The sequence below is a fragment of the Alkalicoccobacillus porphyridii genome (genome assembly GCF_007293315.1).
In the GTDB taxonomy this organism is placed as follows: Bacteria; Bacillota; Bacilli; order Bacillales; family Bacillaceae_D; genus Alkalicoccobacillus; species Alkalicoccobacillus porphyridii.
In genome coordinates this window covers 35,626-54,795 of sequence record NZ_VLXZ01000008.1, presented here as the reverse complement: position 1 = coordinate 54,795, position 19,170 = coordinate 35,626, and the positions used below count along the sequence as shown (strand labels likewise).

The window sequence follows — 19,170 nt, the reverse complement described above, 5'->3', positions numbered from 1 at the left end:
TCTATTAACTGCATTCGGCCCTCATGCAGTTCATTTGAATTCGAATAAATATATTCCAACGAACACAAACAATACTATGTCACATTAAAAGTTAAGGTAATAGTAAATATCAGAATTTCCTTTTTCAGATGTGAATTCATAATTTCTTGTATTTAAACCACCAATTTCGAATCCGTATTTCAAATAAAATTTGTTTGCAGCAAGATTATAGGCTTGAGCGATAGTACTAAATCCCTTACAGTTCTTTTTCTTCGCTATGGTGATTGCGAGATCAAGCATACTTCTAGATATTCCAGTACGTCGATAGTTGGCCTTAACTTTAAGGTCACTTAGATAACAATATTTATTCCATCCCGTTTCAAATACTGCTAAACCAACACATTGATCTTGATCGAATGTAGCCACTGCAAATCCATTTTCATTCATTGTCTCAAATATATAGTTCTCTTCTGGAAATATCTTTTCCTTCGATTTCTCGAAATATCTTTCAGTATACTCCCACTTTTCATTTGCCTTCGTAACCACTAATTCACCAAATATCTGAAATTTTTCGTTAGGTAATTTCAAACAATCTCTTGTCTCTTCTGTAACTAATTCAATGTTCAATTAGATACCTCCTAATCATCCTAAACATATGATTGTTTTTAGTATACTTTACAGTGAAATATATTGCATTCATAGAAAAGCTAATCCTTATTACCTGATTAAACAAAGAACCTATTAAAGTTACTCTAATCGAAAACAACTTTAAAATTACAAAATATAGAATTATTTTATCAAGATTAGCTATTTACACTCTAATTAATCGAAAAATGTCCACTAGATATTTTCCTTGACTTAAAGAACGCTCTAACTCTTATGATAAAAATGTACAAAATTTAAAGTAGGAGTGGATAATATGAAAGTAAGAAAGCTTGGAAACAGTGATTTGGAAGTATCCTCAATTGGACTGGGATTAATGGGGATGTCACCTGGGATTTACGGACAAGTGAATGATGAAGAATCAATTAAAACAATACATCGAGCTCTAGATTTGGGCGTAACAATGTTAGATACTGCGGATGTTTATGGAAATGGACACAACGAAAGTCTTCTGGGAAGAGCTCTGAAAGGGAATCGAGATAAAGCCATTGTTGCAACTAAATTTGCTTATACGAAAAATTTTGAGAAGATCATTGGCCATACGGACTATATAAAAAAGGCGGTTGACGATAGTCTGCTTCGACTAAACATAGATTATATTGACCTTTATTATCAACATCGGGTTGATCCAAATGTTCCAATTGAAGAGACAGTAGGTGCAATGTCCGATTTAGTGAAGTCAGGGAAAGTCCAAGCACTTGGATTATCAGAAGCATCTGTTGAAACAATTAAGCGAGCACACAACACACATCCAATTACAGCTTTACAAACTGAATACTCTTTATGGAGTAGAGACATTGAGGAGACTATCTTACCTGTTATCAACGATCTCGGAATAACACATATAGCATACAGTCCTTTAAGTAGAGGTTTTATTACCGGAGAAATAACTACGTTTAAAGATTTTGGTGATGATGATTTACGTAGGTTTATGCCAAGATTCCAAGGAGAAAACTTCAAAAAGAATCTTGATATCGTTAAAGAGATTCAACAAATGGCAGACGAAAAGAATGTGACACCGTCTCAATTAGCGATCGCTTGGACGATTGCTAATGGTTCCTTGCCGATTCCTGGAACAAAGCGTCAAAATTATTTAGAAGAAAATATCGGGGCTCTAGACATAGAGCTGACTCCTCTAGAATTAGAACGTCTAGACACGATTAGCCCTTTTAATACTGTGCATGGAAATCGGTATGACGAGACAAATATGAAAAATCTTAACCTATAACAATTAGGGTACTACGCTTTATAAAGTAGTACCCTTTTACTTTGGTAGTATTTCTAGTCCTTTTTCATGAATATCATAAAATGCTAATTTATAATTTATTTTTTCAAGATATTGATAGGTTTCTTTAAGCTGCTCTTCTACTTTCTTCTTATGTGTAAGCATCATTTCTTTTCTTTCAGCAATGGATGCTTTGCCATCATTTATTAATTCCGCATATTTTTTTATTTCAGCCAATGGCATATTTGTTGCACGTAAACATACCATAAAGCCTAACCATTCCAGATGAAAATCTTCATAGGTTCGGATACCGTTAGAATTTCTACTAACACCAGGAACAAGACCTTCTTTTTCATAGAAGCGCAGCGTATGGGGAGACAGGCCTGTAAGTCTCGCAACTTCACTAATTAATAATCCCATTTAATCACCCCTTAATATTAAATACTTCACATAAAACACCCTTATTCTTTGTCACTTGCAGCTGTGCACTCCACAAAATATTCTCCTATTTTCTGCTTTAATTCCCTCATTCTTTTTTCATCATTACACTCTATAATACGACGTGAAAACATACACGCTACTAAAAATAGAATGTCTGAATAAGTATAACAGACATGAAAATATATAATTGGATTAAAACACCTCTCCTTTTAATATGCTTCTCTGCATCGTTTATCATTTGATTATTAATCGGAAAGTGGAGTGGGATTAATTCTTTTCCTGAGCCAATTCCTTGTGAGAATTGCAATGTATTAAAATAAATCAATACAGCTATCAGTGGAATGAGAATGAATAAGCTCTTAAAGTAAACGATCAGAAAAACTGTTAAAAGAATCACTCGAACAAAGTTTCGGCTGGTTTCTGTGCCTCTTACTGTCGAACGCACGAATAGGTAGACTAATGGATTCTCATCTTTTTTAAAAAAGGCTAACGGTATCATATTTCTATAAGATATTTGATCTGACTTTACATCAATAAAACCACTTAAAAAAATCTGAACTACTTTTGCCGCTTTCTCTTCAGACTTCATGAATCTCTTCCAAGAATGAATAGGAAAAATTATCGTTCTACTATAGAGTAGACCAATAAGTACGATACCTATTATAAGGACAATACCAAAGATAATCGATGCTTCTAGCATTAAAAGAAAACAAACTCCAACACAAGCATGATGAAGCCCCAAAAGTAACTCTGTTTTTTGGTTACTCGTGCTAATGATGATCACTAGAAATAGAATATGCAAAATACCTAAGAGTTGTATGAAGATAAAAAGAGTCGCCAATTCGCTTATATGTAAACTAAGGGCGTATAGTAAAAACAAGGTAAACAAAGCAGCCTTTATCGATTGAATGGTCAGGTTATAAAGTAAACAATACATAAAATAACCATTCATCGCTTTTACTTTAGAAGCTAAATAAATCTCATCAAACTCACTAATAAAGCTAACGATCCCTCTATTAAGAGTAAAAAAAAGAAAGAGTCCGGTAAGAATGAGGGATTGATAGAACGAATGAAGATGGCCATCTTGCAGTAACATGATCACGACATACACCACTAACATCATAAATGGTATTAACGCAAATACACCACTATGTCCTAACACTTTAACAAGAGTTTTTATGTTTTGTTGCATAGAATTTTGAAGTCTTTCAATAAATAAATCCTTCATCTTTTTTCCTCAATTATTGAAAAGAAAATATCCTCTAACGTAACATCCTTCATATGCTCAGCAGTCAGGTAAGGACGATCATGATAAAACTTTTGGTCGCCTTCATGTAAAACAATGACCCGATCACACAAGCGTTCCGCGATATTCAACATATGAGTGGAAAGGATAATGCCTACACCCTCTATTTTAAGTCTAACCAGATCCTCCATAAAGTATTTTAAACCACGTGGATCTAGGCCCATAAAGGGTTCATCAATCACAAGAAATGTTGGATTTGAGATCATTGCACTAATAATCGAAACCTTTTGTTGTGTGCCTTTTGATAATGCGTAGGGATATTTGTTCATGTGAGTTCGAAGTGAATATCTGTCGATTAAAGCATTCAAATAGTCATCCTTATCAATTTGATAAATCCTCTTTATAAATTCAAAATGTTCGTTAACAGTAAGGTTTGGATAAAGATGTGGTTTATCAGGAATAACAGCGATTTTCTCTCTGTGAATATACCAATCTTGCTCATTTATGGTGACCTCACCACCCATGGGTTTTAAGGTGCCTATCATGTGACGAAGGGTTGTGCTTTTTCCAGCACCATTCAAACCGACTAAACCAATGATTTCTCCCGTATGAATATCAAACGAAATGTCTCTTATAATTTTTCGAGTAAGGTATCCACCACTCACATGGTTTAAGCTTAATATCATCCAGAGATCTCCCTCCTTATTTTATTTAATCGCATTTAGTGAATATAGTAGCATGAAAGACGTCCTTTAGCTAAATACGTTACATTTTTTGTAGCGAATACTTGAAAACCCTTCTTTAATCTATGAATGAAAGTTCACAGTTGGAATCCCTCTATCTATACCATTTCTTTTTTTATTTAATTAATTCCTTCTAATTACAGCTTATCCTAAAATTAAGATAAATTTAATATAGAGGCTTCATTCAGACATAAATTCAATGTCTAATCGGAAGTATTCAATAATTCTAAGGGGTTTTTCTCTGAAACCTAACATATTAAACAGAACGCTACCTTCCCGTTCAGAATAAAAAATGATTCAAAATAAAAAATACCAAAGTTCTACAGACCTTGGTATCTTACATTTATATATATTGAGGGAGTTGAATATCCACGAGTTTAACCTAAATAGTTTTATATCCAAAAAGCATACGCACTACTTATACTGACTTATGATATTTTATAATCAATCAATAAACTGATAGCCATTGTCTTCTAAATGCTGTTTTATATTTTTGGCTAATGTTCCTTTTTCCCATTCACCTTTCTCAATCATGTCCATTGATTTGTTCTCGTTCGTAATTAAAGCCTCTACCTTTAACAGAATATCTTCAGCTTCTAGCGGTGGAATAACTACAATCCCATCTTCATCTCCTAAGATGATATCTCCAGGATGTACAACCTGTCCTCCACATGAAATATCAACATTAACTTCTCCTGGACCATTTTTATAAGGTCCTCTTCCAGTAACACCTGCAGCAAAAACAGGGAAATCCTCTCTTAAAAGATAATCGACATCTCGAATACAACCATCAACAACAAAGCCTGCAATATCTTTACTTTTAGCAATTGAATACATGATATCTCCACAAATACTATGATTCATATCTCTTCCTGCTTCTACCACAATGACATCACCTGGATTAGCCATTAAAAGAGCTTGATGAAAAAGCATATTATCAGCTATAGAGGCCTTTACTGTTAAGGCTTGACCAATTATTTTTTTTTGCTTACCATATGGCTTAATATATGCGTTCATACTATATAATCTTTCCATACAATCGGAAACATTTGCGGATGGATACTCTCTAAAGCGCTCTACCAAAGTGGGATTCAAGTTCTCTCTATGTTTATAAATTCTTTTTCCTACACTCATTTTTTCCATTCTCCTTTTTATAGAACACGGTAATTTGGAGTTCTTCCATTTAATACAAGAAGCACCTCGTTCACCACTGTTGAACCCATTAATTCCATTGCTTCATGTGTATTTGCTCCTACATGTGGAGTCGCTACAAAGTTATCTAGGCTTAGAAGTTTATTCTCATGTGTAGGTGGCTCGTTTACAAACACATCGCTTGCTGCAGCGAATATAGACTTATTGTAAAGAGCATGATAGAGTGCATCTTCGTCAACTACACCACCTCTTGATGTATTAATTAAAATTGCGCTAGATTTCATTAGATCTAGCATTGTTTTATTAATTAAATGTTTAGTATCTCCTGTTAATGGGACACTAATTGATATAAAATCAGAAGTTTCCATAACCCATTCTAATGACTGAGCTTTTTTAAAACCTAGTTCATTGCAATCTTCTTCAGAAATAAAGGGGTCATACGCTAAAACCTCCATGTTGAACCCGACTTTTGCAATATTAGCTGCAATCCTATTAATCTTTCCCGCTCCAACAATACCAAGCTTTTTATGATTTAACTGATAACCAATTAGTTCTTTTGGCGCAATTGTTTTATTTAGATTCTTTTTTCCTCTTTCAAAGCTTAAACTCACATTCCTAGCTGTATTCATCATTAATGCAATAATTAGCTCACCAACTGATTGAATATTTGCTATTGGCGTGTAGACAACATCTATGCCAAACTCTTTTGATGCTTGTATATCTATTGAGTCGTAACCGACACCATGTTTACCTATTACCTTTAACTTTTTTGCTTTAGCAATCATCTCACGTGTAACTTTTTCTGCTCTAATAATAATGGCATCGACATTTTCAATCTCATCAAAATCATCTGTAATTGTGCAAGATTCTTTAAGGATTTCTAATGCATTCTTATCTATATGTTCTTTTAAAAGAATTTTATATTTTTTCATTTTAAACACCTCTTCATTTGATAACGCTACCATTAATTTTATATTATATATAATGATCTTTAGTGTAAAATACAGATTAAAGCTATTAAATAGCAATAAATGTGTTAAAAGAGGTGTTCATATGAATTTGAATTTTATAGAGACATTTTTAGTTGTTGTAAAGAAAAAATCGTTGAGTGCAGCTGCCAAGGAGTTACACGTTGCTCAAACTACTATTAGTCAGAGACTAATGATTGCCGAAACAGAATTAGGATTTAAGTTAATAGAAAGAGGAAAGGGTATTAAAAAAGTCAATCTAACTCCTGCGGGTGAAGAGTTTCTAAAATTAGCAGAACAATGGGATAATATAGACAAAGAATTTAATCTATTAAAACAAAGAGGTCCTAAATTAGCATTGAGCATAGGTTCCATTGATAGTTTTAATACTTTTTTTCTTCCTGATGTATATAAAGAAATAACTACTTTAACATCATCTTTATTCTTATCAGCGAATACCTTACATTCCACAGAAATATACGATGACATTGAAAGTCGTTCAATAGACATTGGATTCTCATTGATAGACAGAAACAGTCCAAATGTTGCTGTGAATCAATTTTTTGAATCTCCACTTGTTGTTATAAGTGCTAAAGAATATGTGGGGGTAAATAGTGTAAAAATTAACGAGTTAGATTCAAAGTTTGAACTTTTTATGCCATGGGGAGAAGAGTATAGACTTTGGCACGAATATTGGTGTGGACAAATGATTTATCAACAATTCAAGCTTGATAATCTAAGTATATTACTTGCTGTACTTGAAAATTCAAAGTATTGGGCTGTTGTACCCGAGTGGATAGCCAAAAAAGTCATTAAGGAAAGGAATATTTATATATATAAGCTTCAAGACTCCCCACCTCCTTACACATGTTATAAACTAACTCATAAAAAACCTTTTTCTTCTAAAAGAAATGCTCTTGAATTATTTCAGTACCTGACAGATAAAGTCCTTGAAGAAGAAAATACAAAAAGCCCTGTTTAAAAATCCAGGGCTTTTTGTTCATTTAAGTTGCAGAGAGTAAACTCATTACCACTATAGTTAAAACTCCACCTATTCTTGTTGTTATTTGTAAAAAGGGGAATAGCCCCATTCTTTCGCTTGCTTTTAATACTGCTACATCACCTACTCCTCCCATATCTGCTAAAGCAAGACCCGAAATAATAGATGATTCAACAAAATAGAAACCAATGATCCATCCTGCAAAACCTGCTATTGTTGCAATAATGACTACAACCATGACAGTTACAAACATATTAGTTGGATTCGTAACTAGCTCTATGACTCTATTTACATCGATTAAACTTGCACTGATAGCAACTAGCACTGCTGGCACCCAGACTCTGCTAATAAAGTTAAACCATATTTCTGCACCCATGTTTATTTGGTTAGGCAGCAAATTTGTAAGCTTTAAAATAGCAGCTAAAACAATGAGCCATACAAACGTATGGAAAAAAGGAAAAAGCTCGTTGAGTAATACGCCTGCCATATATAATCCACCAGCTACCATAATACCTATACCTAGATTTTTAAGTGATTCAATCAATTTGTTTCCTTCTTCAGCTTTAAACGACTCATTTTTTACTCTTAGTGGGTTACCGTCTCCCGAAAAACCTTTAAATGGGGTTTTCTTTCTTTTACCCAAGTAATTTAATACCGATGCCAACAAAATACATATAATATTAGAAACCATAACGGCAGGCGCAAGAATATCAAAGAAATCTGCTGGAACTCCTCCCATATTATCTGCGTAAATTTGCGACAATGGGATTGCTCCTGTAGTTAGGCCACTTGCCATAATTGGAGCGACAATCAATAAAATGGTGTATTTAAAACCTAAACCAAATAATTGTCCTAGTAATCCCCCAACTAAAGCACCAAGTAAAATAGTAGTTAAAAGAGGAAACAGCATTTTTAATCCAACCGTGATTAGAATTTCTCTTTTGATACTTAAAATACTACCAACAATTAATCCTGCTACAATAAAATCTTGAAATCCAAAGCCACTATAAAAAGTTTTAGCAATTTCAGAAGTTGATTCTGGTAAAATACCTACGAAAATAAGTAATGCAGGCAGGAAAATACATAATAATGTTCCTCCACCAAACTCTGAGAACTTAGGAATTGAATTTCCAATCCATAAAAATAAGCCACCTAGACCCATTGTAATCATCAATCCGGTCAATATGTTAATCGGAATAATGTCTAAATACAAGCATACAATTGCAGGAATTATAAGGCTTAAATAAAGAGGCAACTTTATTCCGTAGATCTCATTACTAAATATATTGTTCTTTCTACTTTCTTTTAAATTATCATCCATAATGAATATCCCCTTTTCTCTGGTAGCGCTTTCTTTTTTAGTATTATAACTTAAGAATAATATTAATTTTTATAATGTAAAATAGGATATTTTATTATTTAATATTAATTAAATTACTATTTAAACGTTAAGTACTAGTGTGAGTAAGATAATATATCTATGGTAAGTAAAAAACGTTTATTTTAAGTACAATAGAAAAAAATATTTTGTAAGTCCTAACTGATTTATTTATGCACAAAAAAAAGACGATATGGTTAGGTATACACCATATCGTCTAAATAATTTACCCTATTCTACTCTACCGGAAGTGGCTGAGTTTGAGTTTGATTTTCTACTCTCAAATTCTTCACGAGTGAACACATCATCTACATTCATGTTGAATTCTACAAGCTCAAGTCCTGTCATATTGCGAATGCTTGTACTTACGCTTTCTTTTACTTCCTTATAGATACTTGGAATGTTTTTACCATACTCCACAAACACCTCAATATCGATGGCTACTTGTTTTTCGCCTACGTCTGCGCTAATGCCTTTAGTGATTTTTTCATCGCCACCAAATGTTTCTCTCACACCGTGGAATAGGTTACCGCTCATTCCTAAAATTCCTGCCACTTCGTTTGTAGCTAACGCTGTAATTTTTTTGATGACTTCATCATCGTATGTTAATTTTTCACGGTTCTCATGTTGAGTCTCATTTTGTTTTTGTTCTTTCTCTAATTGAGCATTTGTTTTTTCAGTTGATTGTACGTTGGTTTCCATTATGAACATCTCCCTAAAGTTAGATTAATCTCTTTTGCTAAAAAGTGCATCAATATAGGCACCCACATTTAAATCGCCATCAACCCACTTGCCGATTAAATATCCAATTAACACAAATATTCCTACAGCTAATGTATATCCAAAGCCTATCGTAAGAAACAAAATGCTAAATACGATGGCAATCAATAACCCTAGAATGCGCCCTCGATAGCGCATGAATAGTTCTTGATTCATTACGCTTCCTCCTTAAATGACGCGTTCACGTTTTTTTGGTGAATGTGGCTCATGCTTTACATGTACTTTCACTTCTTTAACAGGTATTTCAAGCCAGCTTTCGAGCTCAGTCTTGACTGTTTCTTGAAGCTTCTTTGCATTTTCCTGGACTGGACTTGGTCCAAAAGGAGAATAGCTTACATCTACTGTCACCTGCTGTGTTTTCTTAGAAATACTTGAGTGAACATCAACAGAGCGCATACCTTCAAATCTTCTAATGATTCGTAAAACCGTTGATTCAATTGAATCTTTTGAGATACCTATCACACCTATATCCGTAGGGGATTGATAGTTGCGCTCAGAGATCTCGCTTGATTTAAAAGCTGTAATAAACATAATCAAGGCTACGAGTCCTATAAAGGTAAGAACACCAATTAAGATCCAATAGATCTCATTTGATTGCTGCACATTTAACAGTTCATTCAAAGGATCGTATATTCCTGTTATCTCTAGTAAAACACTTCCGCTTAAAAGTAGTGTGAGTAAGGAAAAAACACCGATAATGAATCGAATGGCTAGGTTCACACTCTCGCTTCCTTTCTTAATAAAGCAGCATAACTCCATTACAAAAGGATGGCTTTATCTATTTAATTTAATCTCTTTGGAGAGGGTGCACCATCTCGACCATACCATTCCTCATTTTTGAGCAAATGAAACCTAGTAAATATTGGATGATAATTTCAGATTTTTGAAAATAGCTGCTGTTTCAGTACGGAATGGGATGATCTATCCTAATCGCTAATATGTGCAAAAGTAATAATTAAAGAATAATTAAAGTTTGTACTAAACGACATATATTCTTGCGGAGTTTTTGGAAATTTGAGATAATTGTCATTGAGCTAAACTGTTTGATGACAGTCTCACAACTTGCAATGCAATCATTCTAAAAAGGAGGGTTTTTATGCGTTCGCGACCATTATCTATTCAAAATCCAGAGATTGAGAGGTTTATTAGTCTTGTCCCCGATGGAGATATTGAAGAAATACTTAATAAGCAAAGAACTAAGACGATCAACCTCTTAAGCAGTGTAAAAGAGGATTTAGCAAGTAAGGCGTACGCCTCAGGGAAATGGACTTTAAAAGAAGTGATTGGGCATATGACTGACTCGGAACGCGTGATGTCGTATCGAATGCTTGCTATCGCACGAAATGAAAGTGAACCATTACCACCAATGGATCAGAATCAATACGTTTCTGCAGCAAACTTCAACAAATTAGCTTGGGAACAGTTACTAACTGGTTTAGACACAGTGCGCTCCAACACGTTAAGCCTCATTTCAACGTTTGATGATACTGAGTGGGTTCGAACTGGAAATGTAATGAACAGTCCAGTTTCAATAGGTACCATTGCATATGGCATTGCAGGACACGAGTTACACCATAGGAAGGTGATTAGTGAAAAATACTTATAAATCTTATTCTACTTGTAACGTGGCCCTATTGTAATAACATAAATGTATTATCTCAGCCCACACGGTTTGCACACATTTCCACTCATTTTAATATTAGTAGTTTTCAATTATAGTGGTGAGGAATTTATAATTTAAAATCTCCTATTCACCACCACTACGGAAGAACATTTAATTGTTTGAGTGCCCCAAGACTTCCTCTAATAATTACTCTCTGCTCACACGACATTTCACATGTCTATTAGAATGGCTATAATTTCAAACTCTATTAGTGGAATCACAGAAACTTGATTATTCACCTTTAATTCATACATTTCTTGATTAATTTGAAGATTAGCTACTGAGAAAATAGTAATTAATCTTTCTTTGGCACAAGATTAACAAATGGTGAGGTACATTTTGTTTGGATTTTAATCATATAATTTCACGAACATTCAAAAACCTTAAATGAACTTCCATCACCGTACCCATTCTCTACTACATGAATCAATATATCCTGAAAGCCATTTGACTTTAATGTATTCTCGAACTTTTTAAAATTATAGAGTTTAATTGGAAAGTTCATAAATTCTGATTTCTGAACAATATTATTTTGAATCGATTGATATTTTAATTCCGTTTCTATCATATCATTCTGTTTATTGAAAGTAACCTTTTTGTATTCAACGATTGTTTCATTATTAAATGTTATTCTATTTGTTTCTGTCCAATCTAGGACTTCTTTGATCTCTCTTCCTTTCTCCATAATAGTTAAAAGTAATTTGCCCTTACTGTTTAAGGCACTTTTTAAATTTTGAAGACTTTTATTAACTATACGATCAGGCAGAAGCGAAAAAGAACCAAAAGGAATTAGAATAAGATCATATAGTTTCTCACTTTTAAACTCTTCAATTCCTTGTTTATAAACATGTGGATTTAAATTTAATTTCTCACCTTTTTCTTTACATACTTTAAGCATCTCTTCCGATATATCAAACCCTTCAATATTAATCCCTTTATGTAAAAACGGAATGAGCAACCTACCATTTCCACACATGGGCTCTAAAACGTTCATTTCTTGGTTTTTAACATAGGATAGATAAAATTCAAGTTCCTTCTCTTCCGCTAAAGATTTCTCCTGTTCGTACATCTTAGTACAAAGCTCTCCATAGAAATCACTCATTTGTTTTTCCTTTCATAACTATATTATTCTTACATAGGAAACTAATTTAAGGTTCCGGATATTAATGTGAGACTCATGGGCTATAAAAATGAAATTTAGACAAATAAGAATAAAGATTAACTATTATATTTCCTAGTGTCCCTCGAAATCCAATATACCCTTTTTTGTATACTTAGTTGATCTAGACCAGCAACATATCAGTTTTACTTTCAATTCTCTCATTACGAATAAATTGAATAACAAAGAAACGAAGATGCGAAAGGAACTGCACATAGTTAACCATTGTTTCACCAATATCAATTATTTTCCAGATGCAAGGCAAGAGAGCCAGCCTCGTTCTCATCTAATGTTAATACCCTACTGATTTAGCTAACATTTCTAACTATTTTCTTTAATCCCTCTCCAGAAAATCTTCCAAGCTTTTTCTATTTGACCTATGTCTTGAGAATAAAATTTCTGACTTAAGCTTACCCCCTCAATCAGAGAAAAGTAATTGTAGACTATATCTTCTGCTGTAAAATCAGTTGTTATGTTTTCTTTTTTTTGTCCCTCTCTTATGACTTCCGAAAACATTTGGTCGACTTCGTTTGAACAAGCGTTAATGATCTCATGAATCTCTCCTTTATTTTCTAGTGGAGGATTTAGAGTAACTTGATTAAACAGCTTATTAGCCGGAGTGTCATCCAGACTATCCTGGATAAATTTCAAAAAGCAATGATATAATTTGCTCTCAATGTCTCCTCGAATTCTTTCTTCAAGAGTTTGTCTCACATAAATCAGATGTTCGCTTGTCATGATATACACTACATCCATTAATAAACTTTCTTTATTTTCATAATGAGAATAAAATGATGCCTTTTTTATCCCGACTTTTTTTACAATTTGAGAAATGGATGTACCTGTATATCCTAAATTTGCAAATAGTTCAACACTTATATTTTGGATTTCTTTTTTTGTACTCAAAAACGACCCTCTCCTTGTAAAATCAAAAAATTTATATAGCTTTAAATTCTCTTCCTTTCACAAATAATATAACAGCCACTACTATGCCTATTATGCCTGATCCTAACAAGATGTGTTGTATGTTAAAGCCTGAGGATACAAAGCTACTTATTAATCCATAGGCAATTGGATCAAAACCGTTCATAGCTAAAAAGATCAAACTCATCACTCTACCCATTAAATGCATTTCAGTTGTTTCCTGTACTGCTGTGAAGATTGGTATAAAAACAAATGACATTGAAAAGCCTACTAGGAAGAGAAGCGAAGTTAATACAGTTAAATTAGGAGCTAAACTAAAAACTATGAAAAATAGCAGCGCCGAAAATAACCCTATTAAAGAAGTAAAACCTTTCTTAGTAATTTTTTTATAACCTAACACGAATGTACCTGTCGCTAAGCCAACTCCTAAGCTCACTTCCATATAACTTAGATTAATTGGACTACCCCCATGAACATCAACTAGTACGGGTATCGCTATGTGTAATACACCAAATACAAAGAAGTTTAACGTAATTAGAATTAATATACCTATTATTAGAAAGTTTGACGACTGTACATATTTAAACCCATCTAATAAATCGGCTAAAGGACTTTGTTTTTCAGCCCTTTTTACTTCCGCTTCCTTAATTAGAGGAGGAAAGACAAAAATTGCAGATACTAATACAAGTATAGTTGCTACTAGATAACTTGTTGAGACTCCGATTGTTTCCATAATAATCCCTGCTAGGATTGGTCCTATAATAAAAGAAACTTGATCTACCCCTTGAAAATAAGCATTAGCTTGCTGTAACTGTGATTTATGAACAGCTTTAGGAACCATTGAGGTACTTGCTGGTCCAAAAAAAGCATCTAACATTCCAAAGCCTGCAGATAAAATGATTAACACAATCATAGTCATATTATCAGTCACTACAAACAAGTATAAAAGTAGCAATAAGACACTTTGAATCAAATTTGTACTAAACATAATGGTTGTTTTTTTATACTTATCAGCTATTACTCCACCAAATGTAATCATAAGTAACCTTGGAACTGTGGCAGCTATCAAGACGACACCTAACATTTCCGGTGATTCTAGCTCTCTAACAACATACCAAGTTGTCGTTGTTAAGAACATACTAAACCCTACTACAGCAAATATACCAGCTGTTAATAACAACATGTATGTTCTATTCTTAAATAATGAAATTTGTTCCACACCTATTCTCCTTAGACTCTTTACTACCGATCGGTCGTTAGTGTTTTCAATATAAGTCTTTTAATAATTTATGTCAAGTAAAAACACAAAAAAGCACCAAAGCTCTAAAAGCCCTGGTACTACTGAGATGCCCTTGAGAGGTGTCGAACTTTAAAACTCACTAAACCCTCAATTTTATAAGGTAATATATTTTTACTATACTTAGTGATCATTGATCGCAATATGAACTCGAGGCATTTGGATAGGAATACGCTTCTTTCTGGCATCATAGGATAGTTTAAACGCTACAAAGTTTTCTTCAATATCTCGATCAACAAGATCACAAAAAAGACCATTCTTTCATTTTTCATATGAGGTAGAATTCTGCGACCTCGATAATTCCAAATTTTATCTTTTAAAATAAAAATTTCTCCTATCTGCTCGCTTCTACTTACTTCAAATAATCAAAAATTAATGAAACTCTTTTCAATTGAATGCGTATAAATTAGCGAGGTGATTATATTGAGAACCAACTTATACTATCTTACAGGAACTTTATTTCTGGTGCTCGGAGGAATTATGTTTCTTTCCAACTCCACTTCATTTATTCTCCAATTTATTTTTATCTTCGCTGGACTTAGCTTCATGAGTGCTGCAACTGTTCAAAAGAAAAAGGATAAGGATGAAAATATTAAATCATCTTAATTACGAGTCCTCGGCGTACAATTCCCCCGAACGAGTCAAATTAAATACAATATCAAACAGCCGCCGTCCTGATTTCATTGTTGATTTCCTTTTTGACAATAAGAAAAGCGCACTAGACTTAACTAGTACGCTTTTTGTTAATGGGTTCAGTTTTAGTATTTTATACAATTAGAAAGATTTTAGCCTCCAAACACTTAAAGTACAACCTATAGCGAAAGACATTATTTTTGTTCCTTCTTTATTTTATTTCCTCTCTGACTTTTCTTTCGACCAGTTTCTCAATATCTTTATGTCTTCCAATTCTTATTCGTTCAAACATAATCACAAGAGAGAGTATGACTACAATAATAAACATTATAACCCTAATAATTATTTCCACAAATATCCAATTACTTTGCAGTATTATTAACCTTATATTTAATTCTCTTTAATAATACTTTCAAGTACAGGTGTTGCTTCAGTTATTTATGATATTGATAAATGGAGTATCTTACGAAAAACATATCGTGGTGAAAATATATACCATCGCTTTTATCTTTATACCAAAATGTAAGTTCAGAGTCACCATCTTTATAACGATAATATTCTCCCATCCCCAATTCTTGACTAGTGAAATATTCTTGATTATATTTCTCAAAAACGAGCTCTTGATTAACTCCAATTTCAATATTATTATTTATTTAAACTCCATGATAATTTAATTTTTCTTCTTCCCCATCATAATACTTATTAACTGAAACCTTTTTTATCTTCCTTTTATCATCAACAGCTACTTCAACTTTATTATCATAAATATATACCTTTTTATACTTAATATACTCTACTGGAACTTCTTCTAATAATATCTCATCAAGATTATTTACATCTTCTTTTAGATGAATTCCTCCTAAGTTCTCACTTGATAAATCAAAATTAACTCCTACTTCAGTCATAAGGTTTTTAATTACAAAAAAACTTATAAATAAGATTAATACAAGCGGCGATATTCCAAGCATAAAATTTTTTATTAAGACACTTCCTAAATTAATTTAATATCAAAACAAACATTACTATACAAAATATCATATAGTAAAATTATAAACTTTCTATAAAAGATCACTTCAAGTACAGAAAGTCGATATCAAAGAGAATGAAATTAATCTTTTTTTGGGGGATGTTTATATTGTATATGCATCTAAAAAATACCTAAGCTTACTAATGCCTTGGTACCTTAAGATGCGGTTGAGAGGAGTCGAACCTCCATGAGTTTAACTTTACTAATTAGTATAACCCAACCTCTCATACAAAATGAGAAATTGGGTTTTTATACCGTAATTCAACCTTAATATTTAATCCTCTTTTAATACACTAAACATTACTAAGTCAATGTAACTACCTTTACTTTTTTCGTAGGAACGTAAAAGTCCTTCCTCTTTAAATCCGAGTTTCTTTAATAGAATTTGTGATGCTTGATTTTGAGTCTCTACCTTAGCTTCGATTCGGTTAAGTTTATATTTATCAAAACCATGCCTAACAAGTTCCGTTAGAGCCTCGGTCATGAACCCTTTCCCCCAATGATCAACATAGAGTTCATAACCAATTTCACCTCTGTCATTTTTTGAATCTAAATAATTAAAACCGCAAGAACCAATAGGCTTCGTTTGATCAGATTCTAAAATAGAGAACCGATTACCTTGTTTACTTTTATCCATATTCTGAAATATTTCAATCATTTCATGTGCTTGCTTTACATTAGTCATTGGTGAAATGTTCATAAACTCTGTCACTTGGTGATTTGACCAAACTTTAAAAAGCGCTGGTGCATCTTGAAGGGAAACCTTTTTTAATTTAAGTCTTTCAGTAATCAATTCGCTCAATTTTCACTTCTCCTTTTAATGTTTGTTGAATTTTCTTATATATATTTGCAAGACTAAGTTTACTATCTGGCATATTCCACCCCTTTATAATTGCATATATTATAACACCAACCCAAATTATGTATGGCAGAAGATGAGAACTTAATAAAAATAAAAATACCAAAACTCTATTAAGTCTTGGTATTTCTAGATGTACTTTACTTAGTCCCTCAATTTGAAAAATAAATACTGTAATAAAGTCAAGCTGATCGTTTCTTAATTTGTTATAGTAAACATTGTTCAGATAATAAAAAGGTATAAGGAGAATGATATCGTGGAGACGTTATTACTTAATCGAAATGAAATAGAGTCATTACTAAACCCTCTAGAGCTCTATCCACATTTAGTAGAGGGATTTAAATTATATTCTTTAAATCGTGAAATCGCACCTCAAAGAGCAAACTCTTCACTTCCTACTAAAGATAGTAGTGCTATGATTCTATTTCCTGGTCTTAGCTCTAATGTGCCTGCATACACAGTTAAAGTTCATGCTAAATTCCCTCAAAGCTCTCCTGCAATTAAGGGAGTAATTAATCTGCACGATATAGAAACGGGACATCTCTTGGCAATTATGGACTCTACTTATATTACAGCAGTACGCACCGGGCTATCATGTGCGATAGGTACTCATATGTTAGCAAATAGTCACGCTAAAAAAGTTGCGATTATAGGGGCGGGCGTTCAAGGTCAACTCCAACTACGTTCACTCAGTTACTTAAGAGAGCTAACTCATGTGAATGTTTATGACACTAATAAAGAAAGTTCAAAATCGTTTGCTCATAAAATGAAAGAAGAACTAAACATACCAATACGTATATGTAAAACTATACAGGAAACAGTAGATGATTGTGACATTATTATTTTAGCTACATGGTCAAGAGAACCTTTTTTGTTCTCATCAATGATAAAAGAGGGTATCCACATTACAACACTCGGTCCAGATGAACCTGGAAAATGCGAAGTAAGTGCTGAATTAATAAAAAAATCAACATTTGTGTGTGATGATAAAGACCTGTCAATTCAAATGGGTGCTATTGGAGGAGCAGGGTTATCAAAAGATGATATTTATGCTGAAATTGGTGAGATTATCTCTGAAAAGAAAACAGGGAGGATAAACGATAAACAGATTACAATATACGGTTCAGTTGGTCTTGCTTTTCAAGATTTAATAAGCGCTTGGTATGTATACCAAAGAGCAAAGAAGTTACATAAAGGAAGGTACATGAACTTCTTGGGATAATTCTACTTCCTAATTTGTCTCTTCTAAAACAAATACAAAGAAAGAGTACAAAAGCCAAAAGCCTTAGTACTCTTATTAATGTTTTATATGCGGTTGAGAGGAGTCGAACCTCCACGGGTTTAACCCCACTAGGCCCTCAATGGCGTGGAAACGTGTTATCTCTTTCAAACACGCATACCACTTGCACTCTATTGCGCCCATTTCACATAATAACATCCATTTTCAAATATCGTGGTGAAGAATTGGTGAACCTAAATTACCTTGATATTTCAGCATTTAGACACCACCCCCCCATCTTTACCAACCCAATAAAAACGAACGATATTAAGACAAAAAATAAAAATATTCGTTTTTTTGAATAGATACTTTATATTATTCTCCAGTTTCCAAAAAACGTTTAATACGCTCTGCTATTTCATCTCTAACACGCTGAAAAAATGCCCATTTCTCTTCATCTGTACCTTCTGCTTTTGCAGGATCATCAAACCCCCAATGATCTCGTTTTACATGTGGAGGAGTCATCGGACATTTATCTGCTGCGTCGCCACATAATGTAACCACAAAATCTGCATTGTTTAACAAGTCCGTATCAATAATATCTGATGTTTGGTTAGAGATATCAATACCTACTTCATTCATTGCTTTCACGGCATTTGGATTCAACCCATGTGCTTCAATGCCAGCACTGTACACATCCCATTCGCTTGCTAAATATTCTTTTGCCCATCCTTCTGCCATTTGGCTTCTGCATGAATTTCCTGTACAGAGAAAATAAATTGTTTTTTTAGTCATCGTATTTTTGCTCCTTCTT

20 protein-coding genes are annotated in these 19,170 nt (G+C 33.2%); 4 read left to right on the top strand and 16 right to left on the bottom strand.

Annotated features, from left to right (window positions below):
* Window positions 1-84: 84 nt before the first annotated feature.
* Entirely contained in the window at window positions 85-606 is a 522-nt protein-coding gene (locus tag FN960_RS13380; RefSeq protein ID WP_143849242.1) for a GNAT family N-acetyltransferase, read from the bottom strand.
* A gap of 292 nt (window positions 607-898) precedes the next feature.
* On the opposite strand from FN960_RS13380, the gene FN960_RS13375 reads away from it, so the two are divergent.
* On the top strand, window positions 899-1,870 hold the full coding sequence (locus FN960_RS13375) for an aldo/keto reductase (protein WP_143849241.1): 972 nt from the start codon (window positions 899-901) through the stop codon (window positions 1,868-1,870).
* A 36-nt stretch (window positions 1,871-1,906) separates the two neighbouring features.
* Here the strand turns inward: FN960_RS13375 and FN960_RS13370 are convergent, their stop codons facing one another.
* The 5 genes from FN960_RS13370 to FN960_RS13350 form a co-directional block, all read right to left on the bottom strand.
* Window positions 1,907-2,287: a MerR family transcriptional regulator gene (locus FN960_RS13370; protein ID WP_143849240.1), complete on the bottom strand. Its 381-nt coding sequence runs from the start codon at window positions 2,285-2,287 to the stop codon at window positions 1,907-1,909.
* A gap of 160 nt (window positions 2,288-2,447) precedes the next feature.
* Entirely contained in the window at window positions 2,448-3,536 is a 1,089-nt protein-coding gene (locus FN960_RS13365) for an ABC transporter permease (RefSeq protein WP_143849239.1), read from the bottom strand.
* The gene (locus FN960_RS13360) at window positions 3,533-4,240 is read right to left on the bottom strand and encodes an ABC transporter ATP-binding protein (protein ID WP_143849238.1); all 708 of its coding nucleotides are present in this window, start codon (window positions 4,238-4,240) and stop codon (window positions 3,533-3,535) included. Before FN960_RS13360 ends, FN960_RS13365 begins: the two co-directional genes overlap by 4 nt.
* A 501-nt stretch (window positions 4,241-4,741) precedes the next feature.
* On the bottom strand, window positions 4,742-5,440 hold the full coding sequence (locus FN960_RS13355) for an RraA family protein (protein WP_143849237.1): 699 nt from the start codon (window positions 5,438-5,440) through the stop codon (window positions 4,742-4,744).
* An 8-nt stretch (window positions 5,441-5,448) separates the two neighbouring features.
* Window positions 5,449-6,381 carry a hydroxyacid dehydrogenase gene (locus tag FN960_RS13350; protein WP_185971032.1) on the bottom strand — a complete coding sequence of 311 codons (933 nt, stop codon included), beginning with the start codon at window positions 6,379-6,381 and terminating at the stop codon, window positions 5,449-5,451.
* Between the two features lie 121 nt (window positions 6,382-6,502).
* Between FN960_RS13350 and FN960_RS13345 the strand changes: the two genes are divergently transcribed.
* Complete coding sequence (locus FN960_RS13345; protein ID WP_185971031.1) at window positions 6,503-7,399, top strand: LysR family transcriptional regulator; 897 nt, start codon at window positions 6,503-6,505, stop codon at window positions 7,397-7,399.
* 22 nt (window positions 7,400-7,421) lie between these two features.
* Here the strand turns inward: FN960_RS13345 and FN960_RS13340 are convergent, their stop codons facing one another.
* The 4 genes from FN960_RS13340 to amaP all read right to left on the bottom strand — a co-directional run bounded on the left by FN960_RS13340 (window position 7,422) and on the right by amaP (window position 10,295).
* Window positions 7,422-8,738 carry a 2-hydroxycarboxylate transporter family protein gene (locus FN960_RS13340; RefSeq protein WP_143849234.1) on the bottom strand — a complete coding sequence of 439 codons (1,317 nt, stop codon included), beginning with the start codon at window positions 8,736-8,738 and terminating at the stop codon, window positions 7,422-7,424.
* 288 nt (window positions 8,739-9,026) lie between these two features.
* On the bottom strand, window positions 9,027-9,497 hold the full coding sequence (locus FN960_RS13335) for an Asp23/Gls24 family envelope stress response protein (RefSeq protein WP_143849233.1): 471 nt from the start codon (window positions 9,495-9,497) through the stop codon (window positions 9,027-9,029).
* A gap of 24 nt (window positions 9,498-9,521) precedes the next feature.
* Window positions 9,522-9,731, bottom strand: a complete 210-nt coding sequence (locus FN960_RS13330; protein WP_143849232.1) for a DUF2273 domain-containing protein — start codon at window positions 9,729-9,731, stop codon at window positions 9,522-9,524.
* A 12-nt stretch (window positions 9,732-9,743) separates the two neighbouring features.
* Window positions 9,744-10,295 carry an alkaline shock response membrane anchor protein AmaP gene (gene amaP / locus FN960_RS13325; protein WP_185971030.1) on the bottom strand — a complete coding sequence of 184 codons (552 nt, stop codon included), beginning with the start codon at window positions 10,293-10,295 and terminating at the stop codon, window positions 9,744-9,746.
* Between the two features lie 376 nt (window positions 10,296-10,671).
* On the opposite strand from amaP, the gene FN960_RS13320 reads away from it, so the two are divergent.
* Window positions 10,672-11,181, top strand: a complete 510-nt coding sequence (locus FN960_RS13320; RefSeq protein ID WP_143849230.1) for a DinB family protein — start codon at window positions 10,672-10,674, stop codon at window positions 11,179-11,181.
* A gap of 421 nt (window positions 11,182-11,602) precedes the next feature.
* Here FN960_RS13320 and FN960_RS13315 read toward each other — a convergent pair whose 3' ends face one another.
* The 5 genes from FN960_RS13315 to FN960_RS13295 form a co-directional block, all read right to left on the bottom strand.
* Complete coding sequence (locus FN960_RS13315) at window positions 11,603-12,340, bottom strand: class I SAM-dependent methyltransferase (RefSeq protein ID WP_143849229.1); 738 nt, start codon at window positions 12,338-12,340, stop codon at window positions 11,603-11,605.
* Window positions 12,341-12,718: 378 nt separating this feature from the next.
* Complete coding sequence (locus FN960_RS13310; RefSeq protein ID WP_143849228.1) at window positions 12,719-13,303, bottom strand: TetR/AcrR family transcriptional regulator; 585 nt, start codon at window positions 13,301-13,303, stop codon at window positions 12,719-12,721.
* Window positions 13,304-13,334: 31 nt separating this feature from the next.
* Window positions 13,335-14,540, bottom strand: a complete 1,206-nt coding sequence (locus FN960_RS13305) for an MFS transporter (RefSeq protein ID WP_143849227.1) — start codon at window positions 14,538-14,540, stop codon at window positions 13,335-13,337.
* A 1,364-nt stretch (window positions 14,541-15,904) separates the two neighbouring features.
* Window positions 15,905-16,156 (bottom strand): hypothetical protein, encoded by a 252-nt coding sequence (locus FN960_RS13300; RefSeq protein ID WP_143849226.1) that lies wholly within the window; start codon window positions 16,154-16,156, stop codon window positions 15,905-15,907.
* 396 nt (window positions 16,157-16,552) lie between these two features.
* Window positions 16,553-17,080 (bottom strand): GNAT family N-acetyltransferase, encoded by a 528-nt coding sequence (locus tag FN960_RS13295; RefSeq protein ID WP_143849225.1) that lies wholly within the window; start codon window positions 17,078-17,080, stop codon window positions 16,553-16,555.
* 313 nt (window positions 17,081-17,393) lie between these two features.
* Between FN960_RS13295 and FN960_RS13290 the strand changes: the two genes are divergently transcribed.
* Window positions 17,394-18,359 (top strand): ornithine cyclodeaminase family protein, encoded by a 966-nt coding sequence (locus FN960_RS13290; protein ID WP_143849224.1) that lies wholly within the window; start codon window positions 17,394-17,396, stop codon window positions 18,357-18,359.
* Between the two features lie 372 nt (window positions 18,360-18,731).
* On the opposite strand, the gene arsC is transcribed toward FN960_RS13290, so the two are convergent.
* The gene (gene arsC / locus FN960_RS13285; protein WP_143849223.1) at window positions 18,732-19,151 is read right to left on the bottom strand and encodes an arsenate reductase (thioredoxin); all 420 of its coding nucleotides are present in this window, start codon (window positions 19,149-19,151) and stop codon (window positions 18,732-18,734) included.
* Window positions 19,152-19,170: the final 19 nt, after the last annotated feature.